Annotated in this window: 22 protein-coding genes, 1 pseudogene and 1 riboswitch; of the genes and pseudogenes, 14 read left to right on the top strand and 9 right to left on the bottom strand. The window is 71.4% G+C overall.

All coding sequences use genetic code 11. The features are described 5' to 3' along the window. Positions 1-21 precede the first annotated feature (21 nt). The gene (locus LV79_RS32710) at positions 22-771 is read left to right on the top strand and encodes a maleylpyruvate isomerase family mycothiol-dependent enzyme (protein WP_253842188.1); all 750 of its coding nucleotides are present in this window, start codon (positions 22-24) and stop codon (positions 769-771) included. Here the strand turns inward: LV79_RS32710 and LV79_RS32705 are convergent. Further along, the gene (locus LV79_RS32705; protein WP_285470702.1) at positions 768-1232 is read right to left on the bottom strand and encodes an Lrp/AsnC family transcriptional regulator; all 465 of its coding nucleotides are present in this window, start codon (positions 1230-1232) and stop codon (positions 768-770) included. The genes LV79_RS32710 and LV79_RS32705 overlap by 4 nt on opposite strands. 149 nt (positions 1233-1381) lie before the next feature. Here LV79_RS32705 and LV79_RS32695 point away from each other — a divergent pair, with 149 nt between their 5' ends. The 5 genes from LV79_RS32695 to LV79_RS32675 all read left to right on the top strand — a co-directional run bounded on the left by LV79_RS32695 (position 1382) and on the right by LV79_RS32675 (position 6939). Continuing rightward, the gene (locus tag LV79_RS32695; protein ID WP_253842187.1) at positions 1382-2296 is read left to right on the top strand and encodes an EamA family transporter; all 915 of its coding nucleotides are present in this window, start codon (positions 1382-1384) and stop codon (positions 2294-2296) included. Then, on the top strand, positions 2293-3522 hold the full coding sequence (locus LV79_RS32690; RefSeq protein WP_253842186.1) for a sensor histidine kinase: 1230 nt from the start codon (positions 2293-2295) through the stop codon (positions 3520-3522). Before LV79_RS32695 ends, LV79_RS32690 begins: the two co-directional genes overlap by 4 nt. Continuing rightward, positions 3510-4157 carry a response regulator gene (locus LV79_RS32685; RefSeq protein WP_253842185.1) on the top strand — a complete coding sequence of 216 codons (648 nt, stop codon included), beginning with the start codon at positions 3510-3512 and terminating at the stop codon, positions 4155-4157. Before LV79_RS32690 ends, LV79_RS32685 begins: the two co-directional genes overlap by 13 nt. 246 nt (positions 4158-4403) lie before the next feature. Further along, entirely contained in the window at positions 4404-5177 is a 774-nt protein-coding gene (locus tag LV79_RS32680) for a peptidase M10A (RefSeq protein ID WP_253842184.1), read from the top strand. A gap of 277 nt (positions 5178-5454) precedes the next feature. After that, positions 5455-6939: an alpha/beta hydrolase gene (locus tag LV79_RS32675; protein WP_253842183.1), complete on the top strand. Its 1485-nt coding sequence runs from the start codon at positions 5455-5457 to the stop codon at positions 6937-6939. Positions 6940-7702: 763 nt separating this feature from the next. Here the strand turns inward: LV79_RS32675 and LV79_RS32670 are convergent. Continuing rightward, positions 7703-8017, bottom strand: a complete 315-nt coding sequence (locus LV79_RS32670; RefSeq protein ID WP_253842290.1) for a DMT family transporter — start codon at positions 8015-8017, stop codon at positions 7703-7705. A gap of 12 nt (positions 8018-8029) precedes the next feature. Next, positions 8030-8094: riboswitch (guanidine-III (ykkC-III) riboswitch) on the bottom strand. Between the two features lie 315 nt (positions 8095-8409). On the opposite strand from LV79_RS32670, the gene LV79_RS32665 reads away from it, so the two are divergent. Then, positions 8410-9216, top strand: coding sequence for an ATP-grasp domain-containing protein (locus LV79_RS32665; protein ID WP_253842182.1), 807 nt, complete (start codon positions 8410-8412; stop codon positions 9214-9216). A 400-nt stretch (positions 9217-9616) separates the two neighbouring features. Here the strand turns inward: LV79_RS32665 and LV79_RS32660 are convergent. Beyond that, a pseudogene (locus LV79_RS32660) lies at positions 9617-9976 on the bottom strand (DUF5997 family protein); the annotation flags it as partial. 45 nt (positions 9977-10021) lie between these two features. On the opposite strand from LV79_RS32660, the gene LV79_RS32655 reads away from it, so the two are divergent. From LV79_RS32655 to LV79_RS32635, 5 genes are all read left to right on the top strand, one after another. Next, complete coding sequence (locus LV79_RS32655) at positions 10022-10750, top strand: LysR substrate-binding domain-containing protein (protein WP_253842181.1); 729 nt, start codon at positions 10022-10024, stop codon at positions 10748-10750. A gap of 82 nt (positions 10751-10832) precedes the next feature. Further along, positions 10833-11573, top strand: coding sequence for a class I SAM-dependent methyltransferase (locus LV79_RS32650; protein WP_253842180.1), 741 nt, complete (start codon positions 10833-10835; stop codon positions 11571-11573). Positions 11574-11919: 346 nt separating this feature from the next. After that, positions 11920-12597, top strand: coding sequence for a vWA domain-containing protein (locus LV79_RS32645; protein ID WP_253842179.1), 678 nt, complete (start codon positions 11920-11922; stop codon positions 12595-12597). Further along, entirely contained in the window at positions 12590-13453 is an 864-nt protein-coding gene (locus tag LV79_RS32640) for a protein phosphatase 2C domain-containing protein (RefSeq protein ID WP_253842178.1), read from the top strand. Before LV79_RS32645 ends, LV79_RS32640 begins: the two co-directional genes overlap by 8 nt. Next, positions 13450-14952, top strand: a complete 1503-nt coding sequence (locus LV79_RS32635; protein WP_253842177.1) for a protein kinase family protein — start codon at positions 13450-13452, stop codon at positions 14950-14952. Before LV79_RS32640 ends, LV79_RS32635 begins: the two co-directional genes overlap by 4 nt. Here the strand turns inward: LV79_RS32635 and LV79_RS32630 are convergent. Then, positions 14913-15779 carry a hypothetical protein gene (locus tag LV79_RS32630; protein ID WP_253842176.1) on the bottom strand — a complete coding sequence of 289 codons (867 nt, stop codon included), beginning with the start codon at positions 15777-15779 and terminating at the stop codon, positions 14913-14915. The genes LV79_RS32635 and LV79_RS32630 overlap by 40 nt on opposite strands. A 1-nt stretch (position 15780) precedes the next feature. Then, entirely contained in the window at positions 15781-16149 is a 369-nt protein-coding gene (locus LV79_RS32625; protein WP_253842175.1) for a hypothetical protein, read from the bottom strand. Positions 16150-16224: 75 nt separating this feature from the next. Here LV79_RS32625 and LV79_RS32620 point away from each other — a divergent pair, with 75 nt between their 5' ends. Continuing rightward, complete coding sequence (locus LV79_RS32620) at positions 16225-19269, top strand: CHAT domain-containing protein (protein WP_253842174.1); 3045 nt, start codon at positions 16225-16227, stop codon at positions 19267-19269. Between the two features lie 166 nt (positions 19270-19435). On the opposite strand, the gene LV79_RS32615 is transcribed toward LV79_RS32620, so the two are convergent. Together LV79_RS32615 and LV79_RS32610 are read right to left on the bottom strand one after the other, a co-directional pair. After that, entirely contained in the window at positions 19436-20032 is a 597-nt protein-coding gene (locus tag LV79_RS32615; RefSeq protein WP_253842173.1) for a DoxX family protein, read from the bottom strand. A gap of 9 nt (positions 20033-20041) precedes the next feature. Further along, complete coding sequence (locus tag LV79_RS32610; protein ID WP_253842172.1) at positions 20042-21301, bottom strand: amidase family protein; 1260 nt, start codon at positions 21299-21301, stop codon at positions 20042-20044. A 320-nt stretch (positions 21302-21621) separates the two neighbouring features. On the opposite strand from LV79_RS32610, the gene LV79_RS32605 reads away from it, so the two are divergent. Next, positions 21622-22404 (top strand): glucosamine-6-phosphate deaminase, encoded by a 783-nt coding sequence (locus LV79_RS32605; RefSeq protein WP_253842171.1) that lies wholly within the window; start codon positions 21622-21624, stop codon positions 22402-22404. A gap of 4 nt (positions 22405-22408) precedes the next feature. Here the strand turns inward: LV79_RS32605 and LV79_RS32600 are convergent, their stop codons facing one another. Together LV79_RS32600 and LV79_RS32595 are read right to left on the bottom strand one after the other, a co-directional pair. Then, complete coding sequence (locus tag LV79_RS32600) at positions 22409-24028, bottom strand: ABC transporter substrate-binding protein (protein WP_253842170.1); 1620 nt, start codon at positions 24026-24028, stop codon at positions 22409-22411. Further along, entirely contained in the window at positions 24025-25836 is a 1812-nt protein-coding gene (locus LV79_RS32595; protein WP_253842169.1) for a hypothetical protein, read from the bottom strand. The genes LV79_RS32600 and LV79_RS32595 overlap by 4 nt, the downstream gene beginning before the upstream one ends. Positions 25837-25862 lie beyond the last annotated feature (26 nt).

Here is a 25862-nt window from a genome sequence, read left to right as displayed (position 1 = left end):
CGCCCCTGAGAGGAGCACCTCGTGGACATCACCCAGCTCGCGGTCGCACTGCGGGACCAGACGGCCGCCCTGGCCGCGGCCCTGACCGGCACGGACCCGGACGCCCCGGTGCCGACCTGCCCGCAGTGGCGGGTCCGGCACCTCATCGGCCACGCCGACCAGGCGTTGCGGTGGAGCGCGGACCTCGCCAGGACCGGGCAGCCCACGGCGGTGCCGGATCCGCTGCTGTCCGACCCGGGCGACCCGGCGACCTGGCTCGAGTCGATGCGCGCGGACGCCGATGGCCTGATCACCGCGGTGGGCGAGGGCACCACGCCGGTGTGGACGTTCTTCGGCTCGCTGCCCTCGCGGTTCTGGCTGCGTCGGATGGTCGCCGACATGACCATCCACCGCGCTGACGCCGCGATCGCCGCAGGTCAGAGCTACGAGGTGGACGCGGCGCTGGCGGAGGAGGTCATCACCGAGGGCCTGGAGCTGCTGACCTCCCCCGCGACGCTGGCGCTGCGCCCGACGTTGGCGGAGCTGCGCGGGACCGGCGAGACGATCCTGCTGCGCGCGGACTCCGGTCGGGGTTGGCTGATCACGCGCAAGCCAGATGGGCCTACCTTCGAGGACACCACCGGTGACGTTGACGCGACTGTTGCCGTGTCAGGGACGGTTCAAGACCTGCTCTGGCTGTTCTCCCAGCGCCTGACGCCGGACGACCAGCGCGTCACGGTCACGGGTGACCGCTCGCAGCTCGACCACTGGTTGGCGCACACGGAGTTCTAGGCGTCACGCGTTGGGACTGTAAGAGAGGTCCACACGGGGTCTAGGACGAACATCGTCGAGTACCTGCGTAGTCCTGGCGCGGACTTGAGCACTCGGTCGGCAACGCGCCGGTGGTGCGGCATCCCGGTGGTCGCGAGCACGACGACGTAGTCGTGGTCACCGGAGACGTTGTAGAGCTGCTGCACTTCCGGCGCCGCCAGGACCCACTCACGAAATCGGGCGTGCTCTTCCGGTGACTCGTGGTCCAAGGTGACCAGGCACACCGCGAGCAACGCCGCGCTGGGATCGACCACCGCGACTTCGCGTCGCACCAGCCCAGACGCGCGATACCTCTCGACTCTTCGCTGCACCGCGCTTGGCGATAGCCCTACCAAGTCCCCCAGCTCCGCGAGAGTGCGGCCGCTGTCTTGCTGTAAGAGGTCGAGGAGGTGGTGGTCGATCTCGTCCAGGTTCGCGGGCACGCGAGATTATTGCGTGATCGGCGGTAAACGCTCAATCGCGGCCCGCATGGTTTCGGATAGCGTTGCCTTCACGCGGATTACGTTGCAGGGCAGAGCCTTCTCCGCGTCCACTGGGGAATCGAGGGCGTGTGTCCGGTAGCAGGAACTTGATGCTCGGCGTGGTAGCGGCCGTGGCGATGGGTAGCGCCGCGCCCGCTCTGAAGCTGTTAGCGCTAACGGAGATGACACCGGTCAACGTCATCCAGGCACGGACAGTGCTAGGGGCCGCTGCGCTGATGTGCGCCGCGGTGTTGTTGCGGCGCAAGCGGTTACGGATCCAACGGTCGGACTGGTGGCTCGTTGCCTGCTATGGCGTGGTGACCCTGGCCGTGAACCAGGTCGTCTATACAGCGGCGATCGCCCGGGTGCCGGTCGGCGTGGCGTTGTTGCTGGAGTACCTGTCGCCGGTGCTGGTGGCGCTGTGGGTGCGGTTCGTGCAGCGGCGCCAGGTACCCGGCCTGCTGTGGGTGGGGATCGCGGTCCTGCTGGTGGGGCTCGCGTTGGTCACCCAGGTGTGGGCGGCGGCCACGATCGACGGGCTCGGGGTGCTGTTCGGGTTGCTGGCGGCGATCACCCTGGCCGCGCGGTTCCTGCTCGCCGAACGTGGGCTGCGGACGCACGACCCGCTGGTGCTGGCCGCCTGGGGTTCGTGCCTGGGCGCCGTGGCGCTGGTCATGGCCGGTGTGGCCGCCCCGTTCCCCTGGCCGGTGTTGGCGACCACCACCGGGGGCGTGCCGGTGTGGGTACTGGTGCTGCACGTGGGCCTGGTCGGCATGGCGGGGGCGATCCTGCTCGGCGTCATCGCGCAGCGGAGCATCCCGTCGACCGCCGCGAGCCTCATCGCCGCTTTGGAGATCGTCATCGGTGGCCTGCTCGCGGCTGTGCTGCTCGACGAGCGGCTCAGCGGCGTCCAGTGGCTCGGCTCGGCGGCGATGCTGGTCGGCATCGTCCTGGCCCAGGTGGCGATGGCCAGGCGCGAGCCCGGGGCGTCGGGCCTGGGTCGACCAGGGACAATCGCCGTGTGAGGGTGAGACTGGGGCAGATCTGGCAGGCGGTGCGCTACCTCTTGGTCGGGGGCGCGACGTCGATGCTGGCTGTCTTCGCGCTGTGCGGCCTGCTGCTGGTGACGGCTATGTGCGCCGTGTTCGGGTTAGGTCTACCGGTGGTGCCGGAAGCTATGCGGGTCATCCGCCTCCTACCCGGACTCGAACGTCGACGCGTAGCCCGTGCCTTGGGCGTACCGGTTCCGGAGGCATACCGGCCAGTGACCGGTCCTCTAAGTCAGCAGATCCGTACCGTGCTCGCCGACCCAGCGACCCCACGGGACATCGCCTGGTTGGCGGTGCACGCCTTCACCGGCATCCTCGCGGCTGGTGGCGCGGTAGGTCTACCGCTGGCCACTCTCAACCAGGCCCTCATACCGACGTACTGGTACCTGCTGCCGAACGGCGCACCAAGCAGCTTCGACTACCAGGTGACGTCTTGGCCGCTGGCAATGGTGAGCGTGCTGGTCGCACTCCTCTATGGAGGGCTGACCCTGCTGCTCCCGGCTGCCGCGCGCAAGCAGGCCCAGTTCGCGAGATGGCTGCTCAAGCCAGCCGAGGGCGTGATGCTGCAAGACCGTGTCGCCGAGCTGACGGCGACCAGAGCGGCCGCGTTGGACGCACACGGCGCTGAGCTGCGGCGGATCGAGCGGGACCTGCACGACGGCACCCAGGCCCGTATCGCGGCGGTCATCATGCAGCTGGGGATCGCCGAGCAGATGCGCGGCCGCGATCTGGACACCGCGTTCGACCTGGTGCGCAAGGCGCAGGACACGGCGATGTCGGCGCTGGCCGAGCTGCGCGACGTCGTCCGCAGCATCTACCCGCCGGTGCTGTCCGACCGCGGCCTCGACGGCGCCGTGACCGCGCTGGCCGCCCGCTGCCCGATCCCGTGTGAGCTGGACCTCGCCCAGGTCGGCAGGCGACCGGCCGCGGTGGAGGCGGCGGCATACTTCATCATCGCCGAGGCGCTGGCCAACGTCACCAAGCACTCCGGCGCCGGACACGTCTCGATCGGGCTCGACGCCGCGGAGGACAGGTTGCTGATCACAGTGGGCGACGACGGTCGCGGCGGTGCCGACGAGGCGCTGGGCAGCGGCCTGGCGGGCATCCGGCGGCGAGTCGAAGCGCTGGACGGCGACACCGCGCTGAGCAGCCCGGTCGGTGGACCGACGGTGTTGCGGGTAGAGCTGCCATGCGGGTCGTAATCGCCGAGGACGACGCCCTGTTGCGTGAGGGGCTCGTCTTGCTGTTGAGCACCGCAGGCATAGAGGTGCTCGCGGCTGTAGACAACGCAACGGACTTTCTTACCGCTGTCACGGCAGAGCGTCCGGACGCGGTCGTAGTAGACGTCCGGTTGCCTCCTACGTTCACCGACGACGGTCTCCGTGCGGCGGTCGCGGCCCGGAAGATGTACCCCGGCCTGCCCGTGTTGGTGCTATCGGCCTTTGTGGAGGACAGCTACGCCTCCGAGCTGCTCGCCGACGGCGCGGGCGGGGTCGGGTACCTGCTCAAGGAACGCGTCGGCCGGGTCGACAAGTTCCTGGACGCCGTGCACCGGGTCGCCGCCGGGGGAACCGCGATGGATCCCGAGGTCATCGCCCAACTGCTGGTGCGGCACAAGGCCGACGACCCGCTGGAGACGCTGACCAGCCGGGAGCGCGAGGTGCTGGGGCTGATGGCGGAGGGGCACGACAACACCACCATCGGCGCCCTGCTCGTGGTCAGCGAGGGCGCGGTGCACAAGCACATCCGCAACATCTTCAGCAAGCTCAACCTGACCAGCGACGAGGCCGGGCACCGGCGGGTGCTGGCCGTGCTGGCGTACCTGAACGCCTCCTGATTCCTGGGCCTTGCGCCCGGTTCGGGTGACGACGCGTGCCACGACCGGGGTCGGCGCGGTCCCCAGGCCACATTCCGTTGACACCGCGCCGTTGTGGGGGACATCCCTCGAGGGCCAACCCCCTGCTGTCGGCTGCGGTCCGTGGGTTCTGAGGCCTGCACCCGAGTCGCACCCGAGGCCGCACCCGACCCGCTCCCGCCACGGCTGAGTCTTGGTACCAGCAAGCCGGAACCGAAGGAGCCAGTCATGATCCGCTCGATCACCACCCTCGCCGCCACCGTCCTGGCCGCCACCGCGGTGATCGTCGCCGGTCAGCCGGTCTCCTCCTCCTCCTCCTCCTCCGACGAACTGTTCCTCGTCGCGGAGGCCTTCACCTACGACGAGGGCGACGCGGTCACCGCCGCCGCCACCGCCGCCTCGGCCGCCAGCGCTTGCGAGGACACCTCCTACGCGCTGAAGACCTGGAAGGTCGGTACCCTGAACTGGATGTACAACGGTGAGGGTGTTCCGGCCAACATCGCCTCCACCGCTCTCGCCTCGATCACCACCTCGACCAACACCGTGGCCAAGGGCACCAACCGCTGTGGCCTGGCGGCGCTGACCACCTCGACGTACAACTACGCGGGCACCACCACCGTCAAGCCGCAGGTGTCGTCGACCGCCACCTGCACCGGCAACGACAACAAGTCCGTCACCGGCTGGGGTGCGCTTCCGGCGAAGGTCCTCGCCTACACCTGCACCTACTACAACGCCAAGGGTGTTGTCATCGCTTCGGACACGCTGATCGACAACGTCGCGTACACCTGGTTCACCACCAAGCCGGCCGACTGCACCGGCGCGCAGTACGACCTGGAGACCACCCTGACCCACGAGCGCCTGCACACCGCCGGTCTGGGCCACGTCGACCAGACCAACAACGCCACCCAGACCATGACCCCGGCCAGCTCGCCGTGCGACACCTCCCGCCGCCTGCTCGGCGCCGGTGACTACGCCGGCCTGAAGGCCCTCGCCAGCAAGTAGTTCCAACGGCTTCGCAGAATCCCTCCCAGCCTTCGCGGCCGGGAGGGATTCTGCTGTTCTAGGCCATCCGCACGATCGGGGGTAGTGCTAGGACTACCCTTGGCACTACAGACAAGTAGAACCCGAAGACTAGTGCTAGCACTATGGGAACGTCCTCCTCGGACTTGTAGCGTGGTTTTCACCGGGATCACAGGGGAACCCGGATCACCAAGGGGGAAATCCAGTGTCGACAACACGTTTGCCGCGCACCGCTCGTCCGCGCCGAGGCGCGAAACGCATGACCGCGCTCTTGGCCGTCGCGGGCTTGGTGTCGGGGGCCGGAGTGGCACAGGCAAGATCCGATGTGGACAGCACAGGTCTGGATCGGTACTACAACCAACGCGTGGCCTGGAAGAGTTGTGACCACGCCGAATTGGACGCGGCGGGGGCGCGGTGCGCCGATGTGACCGTGCCGATGAACTACGCCGAGCCGCGCGGTCGGACCATCACCGTGGCCATCTCACGGCTCAAGGCGACCGACCCCGGGCGGCGGCGGGGCGTCATGCTGTCGAACCCGGGCGGCCCAGGTGGTGCCGGGCTCGACGTCATGCTGACCATCCGCAAGGCGATGACACCGGAGGTGACGGCGCGGTACGACCTCATCGGCCTGGACCCGCGCGGGATCGGGCGGTCGACACCGGTCGACTGCGGCTGGCCGATCGGGTCGATGCTGCGCTCCGGCGGGGTCGACCGGGCCGCGTTCGACCGCAACACCGCCGTCCAGGCCGATCTGGCTCGACGGTGCGCGGACCGACACGGGTCGTACCTGCGCCACGTGTCGACCCGCAACACCGCGCGGGACATGGACGTCGTGCGCGGCGCGCTCGGGGAACGGCGGATCAGCTACTTCGGCTGGTCGTACGGCACCTACCTGGGCGCGGTGTACACGCAGATGTTCCCGGGTCGCGCCGACCGGTTCGTGCTCGACAGCGCGGTCGACCCGAGGGCGTGGCACACCGCGACCCTGGCGTCGATGGCCCGACCGAACGAGGCCGCCTTCGACGACTGGGCCGCCTGGACCGCGTCCCGCGACGCCGAGTACCACCTGGGTGGCACCGCGCGGCAGGTCAGGGCCGTGGTCGAGGGCCTGATCACCCGGGCGGCCGCGGACCCGATCCGGATCGGGCGGTACCGGGTCGACCAGCACGTGGTGCCGATGGTGCCGTTCGTCGAACTCGACGACCCGCGCAAACGGGCCGCGCTCGCGGGCGACATCCGGCTCTTGGTCGACGCCGCGAACGGAAAGGCGGTGCAGCCGAGCCCGAGCCTGGTAGGCATCCTCCAGTTCATCTACGAACCGACCGCCCAACTGCACAACTCCGGCCAGGCGGCCGTGCTGTGCGGAGACGCCGCCGCACCCCACGACCCCGACTGGTACTGGCGCCAGATCCAGCGCGACCGCCGCCAGAACCCCATCTTCAGCGCCATCGCCAACAACCTCAACGCCTGCGCCTTCTGGCCCGCCCCAGCGGAACCGCGGACCACGGTGCACAACACCGTCCCCGCCCTCATCGTCCAGTCCACCGGCGACACCCGCACCCACTACCAGGGCGCCGTCTCCTTACACCGCGCCATGCCCAACTCCCGCCTCATCACCCTGGCCGACGTCAACATCCACGCCATCTTCGGCAACTACCCCAACCCCTGCGTCGAAAACACCATCAACACCTACTTCCGCGACGGCACACTCCCCCACACCAACATCACCTGCCGGGAGCACTGAGCGCTCCGCCCGCCTAACGGTCGGATGATCACCAGGACGTCGATGAAATAAGCAGCGGCCGCGATTCACCAGTATGTCGGCGATGGTCGGCGGCACTAGCCGCCGGTGTTGGGATTGTTCCTCGTTGATCGTCACGCTGACTTGTGTGGCGGAATCGCGTTCTGGCGGAGTTGACAGAATCGACAGCGACATGATCATCCAGTTCCACAACCCCACAGACATGAACAACCACGATGACAGAAATACTGCAACTTCCGACACCGCAAGCACCCGACGGTCTGATCTCGGCGGGCAAGCTGGCTGTGGGCGTTCGACTCGGCGGTCCCGACTACCCCGGCCGGTAGTACAGCGAGCCGATCTGACCTTGCCGCAGGTCTTCAACGATCAACTACGGGGCGCGCTGATCCGTCGAGGCCGCCCGGGCCGCGACCAGGCACCTTTGAGCCCCGATTCCGGTGCCGACGGGTTCGCGGGTTCTGTGGTCGTGGCGCGGCCACCTGACCGTCCCGGACGATGCGGACTCCGCACGGTCGCGGTCGACCGAGGTGTACCTCGTCGGCTGAGGCGGCCTGCTCGGCTGGGTCGTCGCTACCCCAACACCCGCGCCGCGCCCGATCAATGAGTTGCCGACATGACTGAAACCATGAGCTGTCCAGGTCGGGAAGATCAACAGCGCATTGGTCGCTGCTAACACCTTCTCACGGGAAAGTCTTCGTGGAGAGGATCTGCCCGACCTGGACAGCGGTGAACGTCAAGCTGGTCCTCAGTGGAGGACCTTCAACCCCACTACACAACCGACGATGCCGAGAAGGAGGAATACCTTGATCACTGAAACCGGTTCGGCTCCGGTCACCATGGCGTAAGCGACGGTCAACACCGCGCCGATTCCGACCCAGACCGCGTACGAGGTTCCGACCGGGAGCTCACGCATCGCGTAGGCCAGGCCTGCCATGCTGGCGAGCAGGGCCACGACGAAGGTCAGTGACGGCCAGAGTCGGGTGAACTGCTCCGACCTGCCCAGGGCGGTCGCCCACACTGCCTCGAGGACCCCGGAGAGAACCAGCACGAACCACGCCATGACGACCTCCACCAAGCGCCGTCTTGTCACGCCGGGTACGGCACCGCTCGTCCGGGAGGCTCCCATCGGGAGTTCATCTCCATCGTCGCACCACTACCGGCGCCGGGGCCAGCACTGGTGGCCCACCTCTCCAGGCCAGGGCTCACCACCACTCCGCGGGGCGGATGGCTGGGACACGGTGGGCGCGCGACTGGCGCGGCGGTTCCGGAGCGGGTTGGGAGAGGTGGCATGCCCGCGAGCCAATCACGCACCGGTGGCTGGGACGGGCTGGTGGGGCCCACTGGGTGCACGGTGTCGGGCGGGGTGTTCGCAGGCGACGGGCACGAGGTGTCGGGGCTGAGGGTGAGCGCGGCTGAGGTGACCGGTGGGGTGGTGGGGCCTAGGTTGGTGGGGTGTCCACTTTGTTGCTCGTCACCGACCTGACCTATCCGGCGCGGGGGCGTCGCTATGGCGATGAGGATGTGTTCCTCGGGGCTCGGCTGCGGGAGCACTTCGTGGTGGCGTTGTGCCACCCGAAGGACGCGGTGGGGTTGATGGACCGGTTCGACCTCGTCATGGTGCGCAACAGTGGGCCGGTGATGCACTACCCGGCGGAGTACGGGGCGTTCCGGGCGCACGCGCTGCGGCAGGGCAGCGTGGTGTTCAACCCGCTCACCGGGCAGGGTGACATGGCGGGGAAGCAGTACCTGGTGGACCTCACCAGGGCCGGGTTCCCGGTGATCCCCACCGTGGACCGGGTCGCTGATGTGGACGCGTTGCCGGTGGTCGAGACCTACGTGGTCAAGCCGAAGGCGGGCGCGGACTCGGTCGGGCTCGTGCGCACCGACCGCGAGGGCATTCCGGACGGTGAGGGGCTCCTCATCCAGCCGGCGATTGATTTCGACTACGAGGTCTCGTTCTATTTCGTCGACCACGAGTTCCACTACGCCCTCTACGCGCCGGATCCCGAGAAGCGCTGGGAACTGCGGCCCTACGAGCCCTCGACCAGCGATCTCGCCTTCGCCGAGCGGTTTGTCCGGTGGAACACGCTCGACCACGGGATCCAGCGGGTCGACGCCTGCCGGGTCGGGGGTGACCTGTTGCTGGTGGAGCTGGAGGACCTCAACCCGTACCTGTCGCTCGACCTGGTGGCCGAGGAGATTCGGGAGGCCTTCGTCCAGGCGGTGGCGGCGTCGCTGCGGGCGATGAGCGGCGACTAACGGCGCAGATACACCGTAGGGCGTCGGGCACCGGCATGCCGCTGGATACCGGCCCTTCGGGTGATGGGCGAACACGAATCCGCCCGGTCGCGCGGTCGCGGTTCAGTCGTCCAGGGAATTGGCGACCACTCCGGCGAATCCGTATGGTTTCCCTGTTCGCTTCTCCCAGCACGACGGGGGTACGGGGAAGCAGACCTGGACGGACTATCCCGATCGGACAGTCCGGGCACCTGATCCGCGGGTTCCCCTCTCCTGGCGCCAAGCCAGGCGGAGGGGGACCCGCTCCAGTAAGGGGGCGCTACCGGGAGCGGCGGGACGCGGGCTTGCGGACGTTGCCCGCCTTGTCGGTCCGCGGCGGCTTCGGGGCGGGCTTGGGCTGCTTGTCAGCGGCGGCCTGGGTCTTGACCCGCTCGGACTCCTTGCGGAACTCGGCCTGGGTGGTGCGCTCCTGCTGCAGCCACTCCGGGTTCTCCGCCTTGATCGCCTCGATCTGCTCGGTGGTGAGCGGGTCGGCGAAACCGGCCCTGGTCAGGCCACCGATCGAGACGCGCAGCTTCGCGGCGACCACCGTGCGCGGGTGCGGGCCGTCGCGGCGCAGGTCCCGCAGCCAGCTGGGCGGGTCGGCCTGCAGCGCGTTGAGCTCGTCGCGGGTGATGAGGCCGTCCTGGAACTCGGCGGGGGTGGCCTCCAGGTACACGCCCAGCTTCTTCGCCGCGGTCGCGGGCTTCATCGTCTGGGGCGTCTTGTGCGGCGAGGTCATGGGGGCAAGCGTAGCGGGGGCGTTCACCGGCGGTAGTCTGGCCTGGTGACAGGGCCGGACCCAGCTGCACCCTTCAGGCTCGCGTACGCGCCGGGGGTGATCCCCTCGAAGTGGTCGCGGTTGTGGGCCGAGCGGTCGCCGCGGGTGCCGCTGGAGTTGGTGCAGGTGAGCCCCGCCGAGGCCGCGGACCAGATCCGGGAGCGCAGCGTGCAGGCGGCGCTGCTGCGGTTGACCGCCGACCGCGCCGGGCTGCACGCGATCCCGCTGTACACCGAGGTGACCGTCGTGGTCATCCCGAAGGACCACCTCCTCGCCGCGGCCGACGAGGTCACCCCCGGCGACCTGGCCGACGAGGTCGTGCTGCACCCGCTCGACGACACGCTGGACTGGGCGCAGCCGCCCGGCCGCCCGGCCCTGCAGCGCCCCGACACCACAGGTGACGCGATCGAGCTGGTCGCCGCGGGCATCGGTCTGCTGGTGGTGCCGCAGTCGCTGGCCCGCCTGCACCACCGCAAGGACCTGACCTACCGCACGATCACCGACGTCCCGCAGTCCCAGGTGGCGCTGTCCTGGCTGGAGGACGAGACCACGGACGCGATCGAGCAGCTGATCGGCATCGTGCGCGGGCGGACCGTCAACAGCACCCGGGGACGGCAGGCCGAGCCCGAGCCGGTCCGGGAACCCGCACGCGCCGCCAAACCGCAGCGCAGGCCCGCGACCCCCGCCAAGAAGCCCGCCGCCCCGAAGCGCGGGAAGCCGCGCCGCCGCTCCTGACGTTCTCCGTTCCTGACATTCCACTGTGGACGCCGCCGATATTCGGTGGACACCCCGTGCGGGGCGGCGCCAGGGTGGGGTCATGGGCCTGGACGAGACCTGGAACGCCGAGACCGCCAGCCGCTACGACACCCCTGGTGTGGGCATGTTCGCCCCCGAGGTGCTGGATCCCGTCGTCGACCGCCTGGTGGAGCTGGCCGACGGGGGTGCCGCGTTGGAGTTCGCGATCGGCACCGGGCGGGTGGCCGTGCCGTTGGCCGCGCGCGGGGTGCCGGTGACGGGGATCGAGCTGTCCGAGCCGATGCTGGCGCAGCTCCGCACGAAGGTCGACGACGCCACGATCCCGGTCGTCCTCGGCGACATGGCCACCGCGACCGCGCCGGGCGAGTTCTCGCTGGTGTACCTGGTCTTCAACACGATCTCCAACCTGCTCACCCAGGCCGAGCAGGTCCAGTGCTTCCGCAACGCCGCGCGCCACCTGCGCCCCGGCGGCCGGTTCGTGCTCGAACTCGGCATCCCCGACCTGCGCAAACTCCCACCTGGCCAGGACGCCGTCGTGTTCGACCACCGCGAGGGCTACGCGGGCTTCGACACCTACGACACCGTCAACCAGCGCCTCACCTCCCACCACTACACGGAGGTGGCCCCCGGGGACATCCGCCTCGTCCGCAGCCACCACCGCTACCTGTGGCCCGCCGAACTGGACCTCATGGCCCAACTAGCCACCCTCACCCTCGACTCCCGCCACGCCGACTGGACCGGCTCACCCCTCACCCCCCACTCCCCCTCCGCCGTCTCCACCTACCGCAAGCCCACCTCTTAGCCCCCCGCCCAGAGCCCCCGCGAGGCGCGAGGCGCGAGGCGCGAGGCGACAATCGCACCGGCTCTTCCTGTCCCCCCAGCCAGGGCCGAGTGGATCTCCACCGGACCTCTCTCCCCGCTCCGCCTCCCTCCTCTCTCACCTCACCCCCTTCCCTTCCTCCCCAGCGTCTTTCCGCTCTCCCCTCCCCCGCACCCACCCCCTCCTCCCGACTTAAACCCGATATCTTGATAGTCAATAGCGGATAATGAGAACCAACAGCCGCAACGGCTAGCCCAAAGCGTGCTCGGGTGGGTACTGAGCGTGGGATAGTGGGGATCTTGGGGTCGGCGGGGTGGAGGGGTGGGGCGTGGCGGAGAACCTGGGCAATGTGCTGCCGGTGTACGTGGTGGCTGATGAGTCGGGGTCCATGGCGCCGGTGGTGGGGGAGTTGAACGCGGGGTTGGCGGAGTTGCACCGGGCGTTGCTGCGGGAGCCGATGGCGGCGGCGAAGGTGCGGTTCACGATCCTGGGGTTCTCGGTGGACGTGCAGACCCGGTTGTCGTTGGCGGACCTGCGGACCGAGGCGGCGTTGCCGGTGTTGAGCACCCGGTCGTCGACCAACTACGGGGCCGCGTTCGAGGCGTTGCTGAGCCAGATCCCGACCGATGTGGCCGCCCTCAAGGAGCAGGGGTACGCCGTCTACCGGCCCGCGGTGTTCTTCCTGACCGACGGCCAGCCGACCGACGAGCCAGCGTGGCGGGACTCCTACAACCGGCTGGTGGACCGGGAGACCACGCCCGCCGCGCCGAACATCATCGCGTGCGGGATCGGGGGTGCGCGGGCGCGGACGATCCTGGATGTGGCGACCCGGCCGGAGTTCGCGTTCGTGGCGACGCCAGGGGTGGAGCTCGGGCTGGCGATCGCGGAGTTCAGCGTGGCGTTGACCAAGAGCATCGTGGCCTCGGCCCGCGCGGTGGCCGCGGACAAGACCGAGTTGGTGGTCGAGCGGCCCAGCAGCTTCGTCATGGCGGTCGACGTTGTCTGAGGCCCACCTGGGCACGCCGCTGGTGCTCGGCACGCCGGTCGCCGAGTTCGAGCCGCGCCCACCCCGGCGCGTCGGCGGGTACCGGCCGGACACCGCGGTCGACGGGTGGTCGGGCGGCACCTTCGCCGCGCGAGCCGCGTCGGTGCGCGGCTACCAGCACCGCCACGACGGGACCCCGCGGCAGGACGACTTCGCGGTGTCCTGGCACGAGGGCACCGGGGCCGTGGTGGCCGCCGTCGCCGATGGGGTGTCGAGCGTGGAGTTGGCGCACCTGGGCGCCACCCTCGCCTGCCGCAGTGCCACCGACCAACTGCTCCGGGTGCTCGACGCGGGCGAAGAACCGGACTGGCCGGAGGTGATGCGGTGCGCGGGCTGGGCGTTGGTCGAGTTCGCCGCGGCCCAAGCCGGTGATGACGACCCCTCAGCGCGCGCGGAACGCCTGCTGTCGACCACGTTGCTCGTCGCGTTAGTCCGACCGCGTGCCGACGGATCCGCCCACGCCGAGATGTGCCGGGTCGGCGACTCGACCGGGTGGGTGTTCGACGCGGGCACCTGGACCCGCCTGACCCAGGAGTCCCCCGGCATCGCCGAGGTCGCGACCGTGGCACTCCCCCACCTGCCCCGCGACCTGCGCGCCGAGTCCGTCGACCTGCCCGCGGGATCAGTGCTGCTGCTGGGCACCGACGGGGTCGGCGCCGCGCTCGGGGACGGCGCGGGCCTGGTCGGTGCCGCGTTCGCCGAGGCGCTCGGGACTCCCCCGCCGCCCCTGGAGTTCGCCCGGTTGCTGGACTTCTCCCGCGAGACCTTCGACGACGACCGGACGTTGCTGGGGGTGTGGTCGGGGCTCGGTCGGTGAGCGAGGTCCCGGAGGTCGACGCCAGGGCGTTGGGCAGGTTGCGGCTGCTCGGCACCGGCGGCCAGGGCCGGGTGCTGCGGTTGCTCGACCACGCCGACGGCCCGGACGCGGTGGTGTACAAGGAGTACAGCCCCCGGGTGGTCGACGACGTGGACGTCGACGTGCTGCGCCAGTTCGTCGGGTTCGCCCACGACTTGGACGCCCCGGCGCGCGCGGGATTGCTGGCCAGGACGGCGTGGCCGGAGGCGGTGGTGCGCAAGGACGGCGTGGTCGTCGGGTTCCTGATGCGCAAGGCGCCCACCGCGTACACCGCCAGTCTGCGCTTCGGCGACGAGACCACCTCGGAGTTGGCGCTGGTGCAGTACCTGCTCAACCCGCCCGAGTACCTCGCCGCGCGCGGGCTGCGGCTGAGCCCGCGGTTCCGCTACGAGTTCCTGCACGACACGGCGGCGGCGCTGGACCTGTTGCACGGGTTGGGGATCAGCGTCGGGGACCTCTCGCCCAACAACCTGCTGTTCAGCCTGACCGCCCGCCCGCGCGGCTTCTTCATCGACTGCGACGCGATGCGGCTGGCCGGGGAGAGCGTGCTGCCGCAGGTGGAGACCCCGGACTGGCGGATCAGCGAGGTCAGCGACGAGGACCTGGCGACGCCGTCGAGCGACACCTACAAGCTGGGGCTGCTCGCGGTCCGGCTCTTCGGCAACGACCAGCAGAGCAGCGACCCGCGCCTGGTGCCGAGCCGGTTGCGCGCCAAGGTTACGGCGAGCCTGCGCGCGGACCCGGGCAGGCGCCCGTCCGCTCGGTCCTGGGTCGACACGCTGGCGCCAGCGGCCCGTGACGCCGCGGACGTCTCCGACACCCCGGAGGCGACCCCGCCGCCACCGGCACCGGACCCGGTCGTCATCACGCCGCCCACCCCGGTCACGCCCACCCGGGGTCGGTGGATCGCCGCTGGTGTCCTGGTGGCGGTGGTGATCGGCCTCATCGCGCTGGTCGTGGACAACACCCCGACGTCACCGACGGGCGGGAGCTCCTCGGGGTCCGGGTCCACCTTCACGCCGAGGGTGGTCCTGCCCACGTTCAACCCGACCTTCCCTGATCTCCCCCTGCCGACGTTCACCCGGCCCTCGTTCACCCTGCCGACGAACCTGCTGCTCCCCACCGGGGACTACTCCCCGCTGGCCTGCCTGTTCAGCGTGAGCGCCGCGCCGGACGTGCGCGGCGGGGACGGTCTGGACGAGGCCAAGTTCGCCCTGGGGAGCACGGTGTGCGCCGTCAACCGGGCGCAGCGGACCCACATCTCGCCGATCCCACTCGCACCGCTGGTCGAACTCGGCCCCATCGCTACCGCCCGGATCGTGGGCTTCCGGGGCGAGGGGACCGCGTCGCCCCGGGCGGTGGTCGACCTGGCCAAGGAGGCGGGCGGCTGCGTGCGGGCGTCGATCCAGTTCGACCGGGACTACGCGGTCGTGTCGTCGGCGGTCGCGGGGACCTGCTGAGGGGTGGCGCCCTTGTGCAGCTGGTCGTTGACCGCGTCGGCGATCCGAGGCGTCAACCCGCTCGCCACGTCGTGGCCCAGCGCCTCGGCCAGCCCGAGGTGTCCCAGGTCCACAGTGGACTCCACAGCGCCGCCGAACACCTCCGCCGCGACCCGCCCCCTGCGCCAGCCGACCAAACCCACGCCAACGGCGATCACCGAGGCGGGCCACCAGAACCACACCGGGACCAGGTAGAGCAAGCCCCAGCCGACCAGGGTGGCCGCCAGGTCGAGCCTGCCGCGGGCTTGGGCGACGACGACCCGGGTGTCCGCGTCGAGCCGGTGCCACAGGCGGGGCCAGACCAACGCGAGCACCAGGCCGTACTGGGCGTCGACCCGGACGTCCACCAAGCGCAGCCGGTCGCCGATCCAGGTGGGCAACGCGGGCAGGTACCGCTCGGGCAGGCGGGTCCCGTCGCGCTTGAGCCCGCGGCGGACGCGGTAAGCGCGCAGTCGGGTGAGCAGCCGCGCGGGCCAGGCCAGCGGTCCGCGCCAGCGCCCCCACCACAGGGACCGCACTGCGCCACCGAGGCCGCGTGCGGCCAGGCTGGTCAGCATCGCGGCGCCGATCGCGAACCCGCCCCAGGCCAGGGCCTCGGTCGGGCGGTCCCGGACGAGGGTGCCGATCGCCTTGGCCGTGCCGGTGACCGCGCCGGGGTCGAACGGGTGGGCGTGGCCCTGGCGGACGGCGATGGCGAGCACGGCCAACCACAGCAACCCGGGCAGCAACGTGCCCACCAGCCACCGGTCGGGCAGCCGCTTGGTCACCTCACCCAGGAGCGCGGCCACGCTAGCCGCCACGCACGAAGCGCATTTGCTCGTCGAACACCGCGCAGCGCGGCGGACGGGCGTCGTCGTCGCGGTCGGCCCGGCGAGCGCACCGTTTGCCGGGGCAGACGTAGCCACCCACCAGGCTCGGCACGGGCAGCCAGTCGGTTCGTGGCCCGGTGCCGTCGTCGCGATTGGGCGGCGGGGCAGCCGCGGGGTCGAGTTTCAGCTCCTTGCAGGCCGACACGGCGGACCCGCCAGCGGCGACCTCGGCGACGTGCATCTCCAGGGTGTCTTCCCAGAAGCCGCGCACCGCGCGCGTTCGGAGCCCGGGCACCGCGGCGCAGAACACCGCCAGCGCGTACTGCTCGCCGTCGACCGTCGCGGGCACTGCTGTCCCCTTCCCGGCCCGGCGTGGCCGGGCTACCGTGGCGATGATCGACTCTACCCGAGGGGGCTGGCTGGGATGGCCGATCCGCGGCGGGCGGTGCTCGACGACCTGACCGCGCGGATGGCCCGGTTCGACCGGGACGGCACCCAGTCGGCGGTGCTCGACGCCGACGCGCACCGGGCCGCGCTCGCGCTCTACGCCGACGCGGTCGCCGACCGGACCACCGATGCCGAGGTGCTCCAGGTGCTGGGCCAGTGGTTCCTGCGCCACCACTACGCGCTGCCGACCGGGTTGGGCGCGGCGTCGCTGCGGACAGCGCGGCTGTGCGCCGGGTTGGCCCGGGATCTCGCCCCTGACGCGCTGCCGCCGGACCTGCGCGCGTTGCTGGCCGGTGAGTCCGATCCGGCGCAGGCCACGCACGCCACGGCGGTCGTCCTGCTCGGCCAGTTCGAGGAGACCGGGGACCCGAGCCGGGTGGCGGCGGCGAGCAGGCTGCTGCGGTCGCTGACCGACGACCTGCCCGCCGATCACCCGTTGCGGTCCGGTCTGAGCGAGGCGGCGTTGCAGCTGTCGTCGGCGATGTTGGCGATGAAGGCGGATCCGGCCGACGCGGAAGCACTGGTGCGATCGGCGAGGGCAGCGTTGCGCGTGGTGCCCGACTCGACCGACACGGTGAACGCCCTGGCGTGGGCGTTGCTCGTGCGGCACCAACTCTCCGGCGGGCACGAGGACCTGGTGGAGGCGTTGGAGCTGACCCAACGCCACTTGCGCGACGAGAAGGGCACACTGGTGCCGCACATCGCCGCGCAACGGGCCGAGGCGTTGCGCATGCGGTTCGAGGGCACCCGCGAGACCGTGGAACTCGACCAGGCGGTCGCCCTGGCCAGGGAGGCGACGGCGACCGCGCCGAGCGGGCACCCGGTGGCCGACGCGGCGCGGCAGGTGCTCGCGACATGCCTGATCCGGCGGGTGGAGCACCTGGACCGGGCCGACGACCTGGCCGAGGCGCTCGCGTTGTGCGCGGTGATCCGGCCGAGCCTGGCCAAGGCCGGGCCCAGCCGCGCGCACTGGTTGGCCACCGAGGCCGCGTTGTTGACCCGGCGCGCGCAACGCAGCTCGGATCCATCCGATGTGGACGGAGCGGTGGCGTTGGCCGAGGAGTCTTTGCGGCTCTCGCAGGGCCTTGACGGTGTGCGACCGGTCGCGTTGACGAACCTGGGGAGCGCCTTGGCGTTGCGCTACCTCCTGCGTGGCGACCGCGACGACATCACTACCGCCCTCTTGCGGATCCGTGAGGCTCTGGCGGCGACCCGCCCGGAGGACACACGGAGCGCCCTGCTGCACGCGCAACTCACCACGTTGACCGCGCTGGCCGCCGAGGACGGGGTGCGCGGCGCCGGTGTGGACGACGCGATCCGGCACGGCGAGAGCGCGGTCGCCCGGCTCGAACCCGGTCGTGCGCAACGGGTGTCCGCGCTCAACGCACTGGCCCAAGCGCACCGGCAGCGCTACCTGGCCGCAGGCGCGGAGTCGGATCTGGTCAAGGCGATCGCGTTGTGGCGGGCTGCGGCTGAGCAACCGGCGGGCGACGCTGGTGAGCGGATGGCCGCCGCGCGGGCCTGGCTGGGGTCGGCGCTGCGGCTGCGGGACCTGCCCACGGCGGTCGAGGCGGCGACGGCGGCGATCCGGTTGTTGCCGGTGCTGGCCGAGCGCGGACTGGACCGGGCCGCGCAGGAACGCCGGTTGGCCGGGGTCGCGGGGCTCGCGGGCGAGGCCGCCGCGTTGGCCGTGCAGGTCGGTCGGCCCGAGCACGCGGTGGAGTTGGCCGAGCAGGGGCGGACCGTGCTGTGGCGGCAGGCGGTGCAGACACGGGGCGACCTGTCGGCGTTGCGGGGTGTCGCGCCGGACCTGGCCGACCGGTTGGACGGAACCCGGCGCGCTCTGGTGGCGTCCGCGAACGACCCGGCCGACGCCGAGCGGCACCGCAGGCTTGCGGAGCGGTGGAGCGCGCTGCTCGCCGAGGCGCGGTCGCTGCCCGGGTTCGGCACGTTCCTGGGGGCGCGGCCGTTCTCGGAGCTGCGGCACGCGGCGGCGGGCGGGACTGTTGTGCTGGTCAACGTCGGTGTCGGCCGGTGCGACGCGCTGCTGGTGCGGCCGGACGGGGTCACGGTGGTGCCGTTGCCGTGGCTGCGCGCCTCGGACACCCGGCGGCGGGCGGACGCGCTGTTCGGCGCGGCCGGGAACCCGGTGGACCTGCGGCAGACGCTGGTGTCGATGCTGCGGTGGCTGTGGGACACGGCCGCGGCGCCGGTCCTCGCGGCGCTCGACGCGCTCGACGGCCCGGTCCAGCACCGGGTGTGGTGGTGCCCGACCGGACCGCTCGCGGTGCTGCCGCTACACGCGGCCGGGCGCTACGCCACGTCGACCCCGGCGGGCAAGCGGCGGCCCACGGTGCCGGACCGGACGCTGTCGTCGTACACCACGGACCTCGGGGCGCTGATCCGGAGCAGGCGCGCTCGTGAGGCGGGCCGGTCTCGGTTGTTGGCGGTGGGGGTGCCGGAACGCGCTGGTCGTGCGCCGCTGCCCGCCGTGGTGGACGAGCTGAAGCGGATCGCCGCGACGGTGCCGGGCACCCGGACGTTGCTGGGCCCGGCCGCGACACCCGCAACGGTGCTGTCGGAACTCCCCGGCCACCCGTGGGTCCACTTCGCCTGCCACGCCACCCAGAACCTCGACCACCCCGGCAACAGCGCCCTACACCTGCATGACGGCGACCTGTCAGTCCTGCGCCTAGCCGCCCACGACCTCGGCGACGCGGAACTCGCCTACCTCTCGGCCTGCCACACCGCGGGCGGGTCGGTCCGCTTGGCGGACGAGACCGTGCACCTCGCGGCCGCACTGCAACTGGCGGGCTTCCGGCACGTCATCGCCACCCAATGGCCCGTCTCCGACCCCACCGCCGCATCAGCCGCCGACTCGGTCTACCGCCACCTGACCGTGAACGGCGAACTCCACTCCTCGAACGCGGCCCACGCCTTGGCCGCCACCACAGCGGAACTCCGGGAGCGGTACCCGGACCAACCGGACACGTGGGCCCCTTTCGTCCACATCGGGCCCTAACTCACAACGCCCCGGGCAGCGCGCCTGTTCGTCCTGCTTCGAACGTGGCTCAGTAGACCGAGATGGCGGCCATTCGTTCGTAGAGGTGGATCTCCTGGGCGCGGGCGAACAGGTCGTCCACGCCGCCCTCGTCGTCATCGATGTCGGTGTGGTCGACGACAAAAGGCTACCTCGGCTCCATAGTGGACACGGGACGACCGACGACGATCTCCCCGTTCGACGTCGGAGTGACGCTGTTGCTCAGCCCCAGGATCGCGACGGCCGCGCACACCAGCACCAGGTTCTTGAGCACGAACTCACCGGTGGTGGTCAGCAGCAAGGGGTTGCCGTCGTGGATGGCCATGGCGGGGGCCTGGACGAACACCAGGAACGTGCCCGCCAGGTGCGCGGCGACGGCGACCGGGGCCAGCCTGCGGGGCGCGCCGAAGAGCAGGGCGAGGCCGAGGACGATCTCCACCGACCCCAGCGCGGGTAACAGCCACGGCCCGTGGACCCAGGGCATCGTCGCCCGCACCAGGTCCGCGACCGGCGACTGGCCGATCACCTTGAGCAGCCCGAACCACAGGTACACCAGCGCCAGCGAGATCCGCAGACCCGGCACCGCCCACCGCCGGGCCCAGTCCCCCTCGACTCGGTCGAGCACCGTCTTCATCGCGTTCCCCCTGGTCAGCCGGGTCAGGTCGGTCCAGGGTAAGCCCGGTGCGGCGAGTTGGTCTAGACCATTGCGCTGCCACGGCGTTCCCAGATCAACTCTGGTGACCACTGTGGAGGGTCAGCCGCCGAGCAGCTCGGCGGTCGCCAGCAACCGGGCGTCGGCGCACGGGCGGGCCTCCAGGCACAGGCCGACCGGGAGCCCGGCGCGGGTGGTGCCGCCGGGGATGGAGATCATCGGCAAGCCCGCGACGGTGCCGGGGGTGACGTTGCGCGTGACAGTGGGGAAGGTCGGCAGGAGTCGCCCGTTGAGGCTGATGACGTCGTCGGCGCCGAGCAGCGGCGGCGGGACCGGTGTCGTCGGCGACAGGACGACGTCCACCTGCGCGAACACCTCCTGGTAGCGCTGACGCAACAGCCACCGGTCCGCCCGCGCGGCCTCGTACGCCTCGATCGACACCGGCTCGGCCATCGCCGCGATGATCGACCGCACGTCCGGTGACGCGATGTGATCAGGCCAGTCGGACCGGGGATGGTCGGTGTGCCGCGCCAGCAGCCCCGGCGCCTCACGGAAGACCAGCACGTTGCCGGTGTTCGCCAACTGGTCCAGCTCGGTGAAGTCGAGATCGACCAGCTCGTGCTCCACAGTGGACAGGAAGTCCGCCACGACGGCCGCGATGTCCGGGCTGAGGTCGCGGAACCGGTTGCGGGGTATGCCGATGCGCAGGCCGGCCACCGACGCGCCTCGCTCCCCGGTGAGGATCTCGTCCAGCGCCCGAACATCCCGCACGGTGCGCGCGTGGATGCCAACGGTGTCACGGGTCGTGGAGAGGTTGACGACCCCATCACCCGGATAACGCCCCACAGTAGGCCGGAACCCCACCACGCCGCAGTACGCGGCCGGGATCGTGACAGATCCGCCGGTGTCGGTCCCCAACGCGAACGGCACTACACCCGAGGCGACGCTCACCGCACTGCCCCCACTGGACCCACCAGCCGACTTGCCGGGGTCGAACGGGTTGCGCACCGGCCCGAAAGCCTTGTTGTTGCTCGTGATGCCGAACGCGAGCTCGTGCAGGTTCGTCTTGCCGAGCACCACCGCGCCTGCGTGCCGCAGCGCACTGACCACAGTGGCGTCGACGTCAGCGGGCGTCGACCGCAGCAGAGCGCTCCCAGCCGTGGTGACGCACCCCTGGACGTCGATGTTGTCCTTGACCGAGAACGGGATCCCCGCCAGCACGCCGTCGCCGTGCGCGGCAGGCGTGGCGACGCTGATCCACTCCCCCAGCGCCGACTCCCCCGCTGCCCGCGCCGCCTCGGTCACGCACCGAGCGCGCTCCGGCACGGACAGGTCCAGCCAGTCGGACAGCGTGGTCGGCACGGCGGTCACCCCTTCCGGGCCTGGTCGAGAAGGCACCATAAATTCGACGGTCCGGGTGGTCAATGACCGTGCGCGAACACCGCTGTGCACCGCGCGCACTGGCCGCCGCCGGGCAGGCCTGGCACCATCGAGTCACGGAGTGTGATCGCCTGCCCGCCAGGACACCTCGGACCCGAGTGCCGGGGCGGCCCGATACCCGGTGATCGGCTCCCGCTCAAGGGCTCGGCGGTGTGGCGTGGTCCGCCGGACACGGGCGGTGCGCGCTTGCTACTATTGGTCTATACCAAATCGGTCGCGGGTGGCTCGAGGACAGGAAGCACATGGAGATCGTGATCGTTGCCGACCGCGCGGCGGTGGGCGAGGTCGCCGCCGGGGCGATCGCGGACCTGGTCGCGGGCACGCCGCGCGCGCTGCTCGGGGTCGCGACCGGGTCGAGCCCGCTGCCGGTCTACACCGCCCTCGCCCGCCGGGTCGCCGCCGGGGAGCTCGACGTCAGCGAGCTGCGGATCTGCCAGCTCGACGAGTACGTCGGCCTGCCGCCCGGCCACCCCGAGAGCTACCGCGCCGTCATCGAGCGCGAGGTCCTGACGCCGCTCGGCCTCACCCAGGACTCGTTCCTCGGCCCGGACGGCGCCGCCGACGACCTGCCCGCCGCCTGCGCCGCCTACGAGCGGGAGCTGCGCGAGGCCGGTGGCGTCGACCTGCAGCTGCTTGGCATCGGCTCCGACGGCCACATCGGGTTCAACGAGCCGTGCTCGTCGTTCAGCTCGCGGACCAGGGTCAAGACCCTCACCCACCGCACCCGCCTGGACAACGCCCGCTTCTTCGGCAGCCTCGACGAGGTCCCGCTGCACGTGCTCACCCAGGGCATCGCCACCATCAGCGACGCCCGCCACCTGGTGCTGGTCGCCAGCGGCGAGGCCAAGGCCGAGGCGATCGCGCTGACCGTGGAGGGCCCGCTGGCCGCCGTCACCCCGGCCTCGGCGCTGCAGCTGCACCCGCACGCGACCGTCATCGTCGACGAGGCCGCCGCCAGCAGGCTCAAGCACGCCGACTACTTCCGCGCGACCTACGCCGCCAAGCCCTCCTGGCAGAAGCTGTAGCGGCTCAGCAGTCGGGGCCGGGGCGGCAGACCGACCCGTCGCCCTTGAAGCCGAGCACGACCGGTCGGCTGCCGTCGGTGCTCACCCGGTCGCCGGTCGACTCGTCGAAGTAGAAGTCCCCGCTGGCGCCGCGGTACGGGTTCTCGGCGGTGAAGCGCTTCGCGGCCGAGACCCGCATCTGCCGCAGGTAGGCCTCCGGCTCGGTCTCGCTCTCGTCGCGGGCGTCGCGCGCCCACGCGGCGGCGACGTGCAGGGCGTCCCAGGACATGACGGCCCACCCGGTGTCCAATTCGGACTCCCGGCCCGCGAACGCGGAGCGCAACCGCTGGAACTGCGGGCGTTCGGCCAGCGCCCCCGGTTCGGCCAACGAGGTGAAGTACAGCGACACCTCGCCGCCGCGGATCGCGGACATCACCTTCTCGTTGCCCCAGGCCTTGGCCGCGACCTGGTCGGTGTCGCCCATCCGGAACACCGCGGCGTCGGAGGCGCTGACCACGATGACCCGCCCCTCCGCGCACGGCCGGGTGGCCACCTTCTCCACCAGGCTCGACAGGTGCCGCGCCCGGCCCGCGTAGAACACGACCACGGGTTTGCCCGGGTCGGCGCCCAGCCGGGCGCACATGGCGTCGGCGATGCGCCGGAACTGGCTGCCCAGCGCCCGGTCCAGGCTCGCCGGGTCGGTGTCGCCGACGCCGAAGGTCCAGTCGTCGGCCAGTCCCAGCTGTGCCCGCACGACCTCGGCGGAGGTCTTGGAGTAGGTATCGCTCGCGTCGTCGTTGCGCACCACGAACGCCCGTCCGAGGTCGATCCCCTTGGCGCGCAGCACCTCGACGGTCGACTCGAACTGGACCCGGTTGGCCCACGCGACCCGGTGGAAGTTCGGGATGTCGCGGTCGGGGTCGAGCCGGGCCGCGGTGACCACGTCGGACACCATCGGGATCCCGGCCCGCGACAGCTCCCAGGCGGCGTTCTTGGTCTCGTCCTGGCTCAACCCCACGCCGACCACCGCGACCAGCGGCGGGTCGTCGTCGGCCATCGCGACCAGGTCCGCGACCACGGGCGCCCAGTGCTTGGCGGCCGACCCGGTGTTGGCCAGCACCAGCTCGATCTGCGGGTTGTCGTTCTCCGCGTTGATCGCGCGCTGCGCCTCGGCCAGGCCAGCGAGTTCGTGCACGACGCGCGGCCCGGCCAGCGGCGAGGTCAGCGAGGTCATGAAGGCGATCCGGACCCGGGGGTCGGTGACCTGGCCGTTCTGGTCGTCGATCTGGTCCATGACCTCGTCGTAGCGCGACCGCGCGGCGTCGGAGACCTCCACCAGGCCGCCGGAGAAGCTGTGGGAACCGTCGGTGAGCCCGACGCATTCCGGGTTGGACAGTCCACCTCGGACAGTCACACCCAGGTCGATGCCACCGCCGAAGCAGAGGACCACCGGGGCCGCGGCGGTGATGGCCACCAGCGGCAGCGCGACGAGGCCGACCACCAGCAGGACCCTGGCCCGCGTCGAGAGGGACACGTCGGGGCGGATCTCGGCGGTGGAGCGCTCGATCCGGCGCCGGGCCAGGGCCAGGCGCAGCACCCACGCCCAGACCAGCAGTGCCGCCAGCGCGAGCAGCAGGTAGGTCATCGGTCCTCCTCGGCCGGGTCGGCGCAGGTGACCTCGCGCCAGAGCTCGGCCTGGTCGCGGTGGTGGGCGGCGACGGAGACGAACTCGCCGTGGTCGGTGCCCGCCGCGGCGGCCAGGGCGGGGATGCCGGTGGTGACCTCGCCGTGCGCGTCCGCCCGGCCCGCGACCAGGCACGGGTCCGCGCTGGCCCGCCACGCGGTCAGCACGGTGGCGATGACGGCGGTGACCTCGTCCGGGTAGGACTTCTCCACGCGGACCGACGGCGGCGCGGGGCACTGGGCCAGCGCGGCGACCAGCCGCAGCCAGTCCCGGCCGCGGCGGCGGGTCAGCAGGGCCTGCAACTGGCTGGCGACCAGGCCGACGTCCCCGAGGGCGAACAGCGGGTACAGGTTGGCGTTGTCGGTCTCGTCGTCGGCGAGCAGGCCGAAGACCGTCTCCCACGTCGGCTCGGCGGTCCGCGCGGCCAACTGGCGCAGCAGCAACATCCGCAGCAGGGGGTGCATGACCTTGCCGGTGTCCCGCTTGGCCCAGAAGGCGACCGACCCGAGCGGCTCCTGCTCGACGAACGGGGTCTTGATCGCCGGGGTGCCCAGGATCGTGCCCGCCTCGGTGAGGTCCCTGGCCGCCGAGAGGGTCACCAGGTCCGCGCCGATCGACCGTGGGACGCCGTCGAGGAACTGGTCGACGACGCGGTCGGCGACGGACTTGACCGAGGGCGGGAGCACGGCGGTCAGCATCGACTCCGGGCACGCGGTGGCCGGGTCGAGGTGGTTGGCGGCGAGCGTGAGCAGGTGGGTGCCGCCGGGGTGGCCCCGCGTGACGTCGTAGACCAGCCGTACGACCCGGTGGCGGTGCACGACCGGCACGCCGAGGTCACCCGCGAGGGCGAGCACCTCGAGTTCGGTGAGGTCGCGCAGCGGAACCGCCAGCCACGGCCCGGCACCGCCCGTGCGCACCAGCTCCGCCGCCTCCGCCTCGGGGGTCTCGACCGCGTCGAGCCGGGCGGGCAGCGCCGGTCCACCCGCCGCCACGACCACGCAGCGGTCCGCCGCGCGCCGGGGACCAGCCGCGAACCGGGCGTCGCGCAGCGCGAGCAGGAACTCGACGGCCACGTCGTTGTCGGCGTTGTCGAGCAGCACCACCGGGTCCACGGTCTTGGCCGACGCGGCGTCGCGGGTGTCGGCGAGGAAGGCGGCGACGAGGACGCGGTGGAACTCGGCCACCCCCATCTTGCCGCCGTAGCGCCGCAGCTGGTTGAGCGCGACGAGCTCGCCCGCCCAGTCCCCCGCGTGGCCGCTGTCGCGGTGGCCGTACCACTCGCTCGCGGCCTTGCGGGTCCCCCGACCACTCAGGCCCTGCACGAGCGCGTCGACGGCGGCGGTGACGTCGTCGGGCAGCCGCCCCATCGAGTCGCGGATCTGCTTGGCGAACCCGGCGGCATCACCGGCGAGCCCGCGTTTGACCTGGTCCTCGGCGCCGTCGCCGGGCAGGGGCAGCTCGGAGATGACCTTGCCGAGGGTGAAGCGGGGGAACCGCCAGCGCCGGGAGTCCTGGCGCACGAGCTTGAGCACCACGGTGGCGAGCAGGTCGACCACGGTCGGCCGCTGCCCGACCCGGACCAGCTCCGCCCGGTCGACGAGCACGTGCGGCTGGTCACCGAGCTTGCGAGCCACCTCGGCCAGCACCGCCGTCCGCCCCGAACCCCCCACCCCCGCGAGCACCAACGTCGGCGGCTTCCCGACCGCGCCACGCCCACCCTGCACGATCAGCGTGCTCGCGATCTCCAGCAGCCCGTCTCGCCCGCGCACCGCACCCCCTCGAAGCGTCCGTTCAG

The sequence above is a fragment of the Actinokineospora globicatena genome (genome assembly GCF_024171945.1).
Classification (GTDB): Bacteria; Actinomycetota; Actinomycetes; order Mycobacteriales; family Pseudonocardiaceae; genus Actinokineospora; species Actinokineospora globicatena.
The sequence above is the reverse complement of the archived record's forward strand: the minus strand, read 5'-3'. Positions and strand labels throughout refer to the sequence as shown.

Bases quoted from the DNA above. Each gene is read 5' to 3' on its own strand.
- LV79_RS32695 (WP_253842187.1), top strand. From the start codon at position 1,382: ATGCTCGGCGTGGTAGCGGCCGTGGCGATGGGTAGCGCCGCGCCCGCT.
- LV79_RS32685 (WP_253842185.1), top strand. From the start codon at position 3,510: ATGCGGGTCGTAATCGCCGAGGACGACGCCCTGTTGCGTGAGGGGCTC.
- LV79_RS32680 (WP_253842184.1), top strand. From the start codon at position 4,404: ATGATCCGCTCGATCACCACCCTCGCCGCCACCGTCCTGGCCGCCACC.
- LV79_RS32675 (WP_253842183.1), top strand. From the start codon at position 5,455: ATGACCGCGCTCTTGGCCGTCGCGGGCTTGGTGTCGGGGGCCGGAGTG.
- LV79_RS32670 (WP_253842290.1), bottom strand. From the start codon at position 8,017: ATGGCGTGGTTCGTGCTGGTTCTCTCCGGGGTCCTCGAGGCAGTGTGG.
- LV79_RS32650 (WP_253842180.1), top strand. From the start codon at position 10,833: ATGGGCCTGGACGAGACCTGGAACGCCGAGACCGCCAGCCGCTACGAC.
- LV79_RS32620 (WP_253842174.1), top strand. From the start codon at position 16,225: ATGGCCGATCCGCGGCGGGCGGTGCTCGACGACCTGACCGCGCGGATG.
- LV79_RS32605 (WP_253842171.1), top strand. From the start codon at position 21,622: ATGGAGATCGTGATCGTTGCCGACCGCGCGGCGGTGGGCGAGGTCGCC.
- LV79_RS32600 (WP_253842170.1), bottom strand. From the start codon at position 24,028: ATGACCTACCTGCTGCTCGCGCTGGCGGCACTGCTGGTCTGGGCGTGG.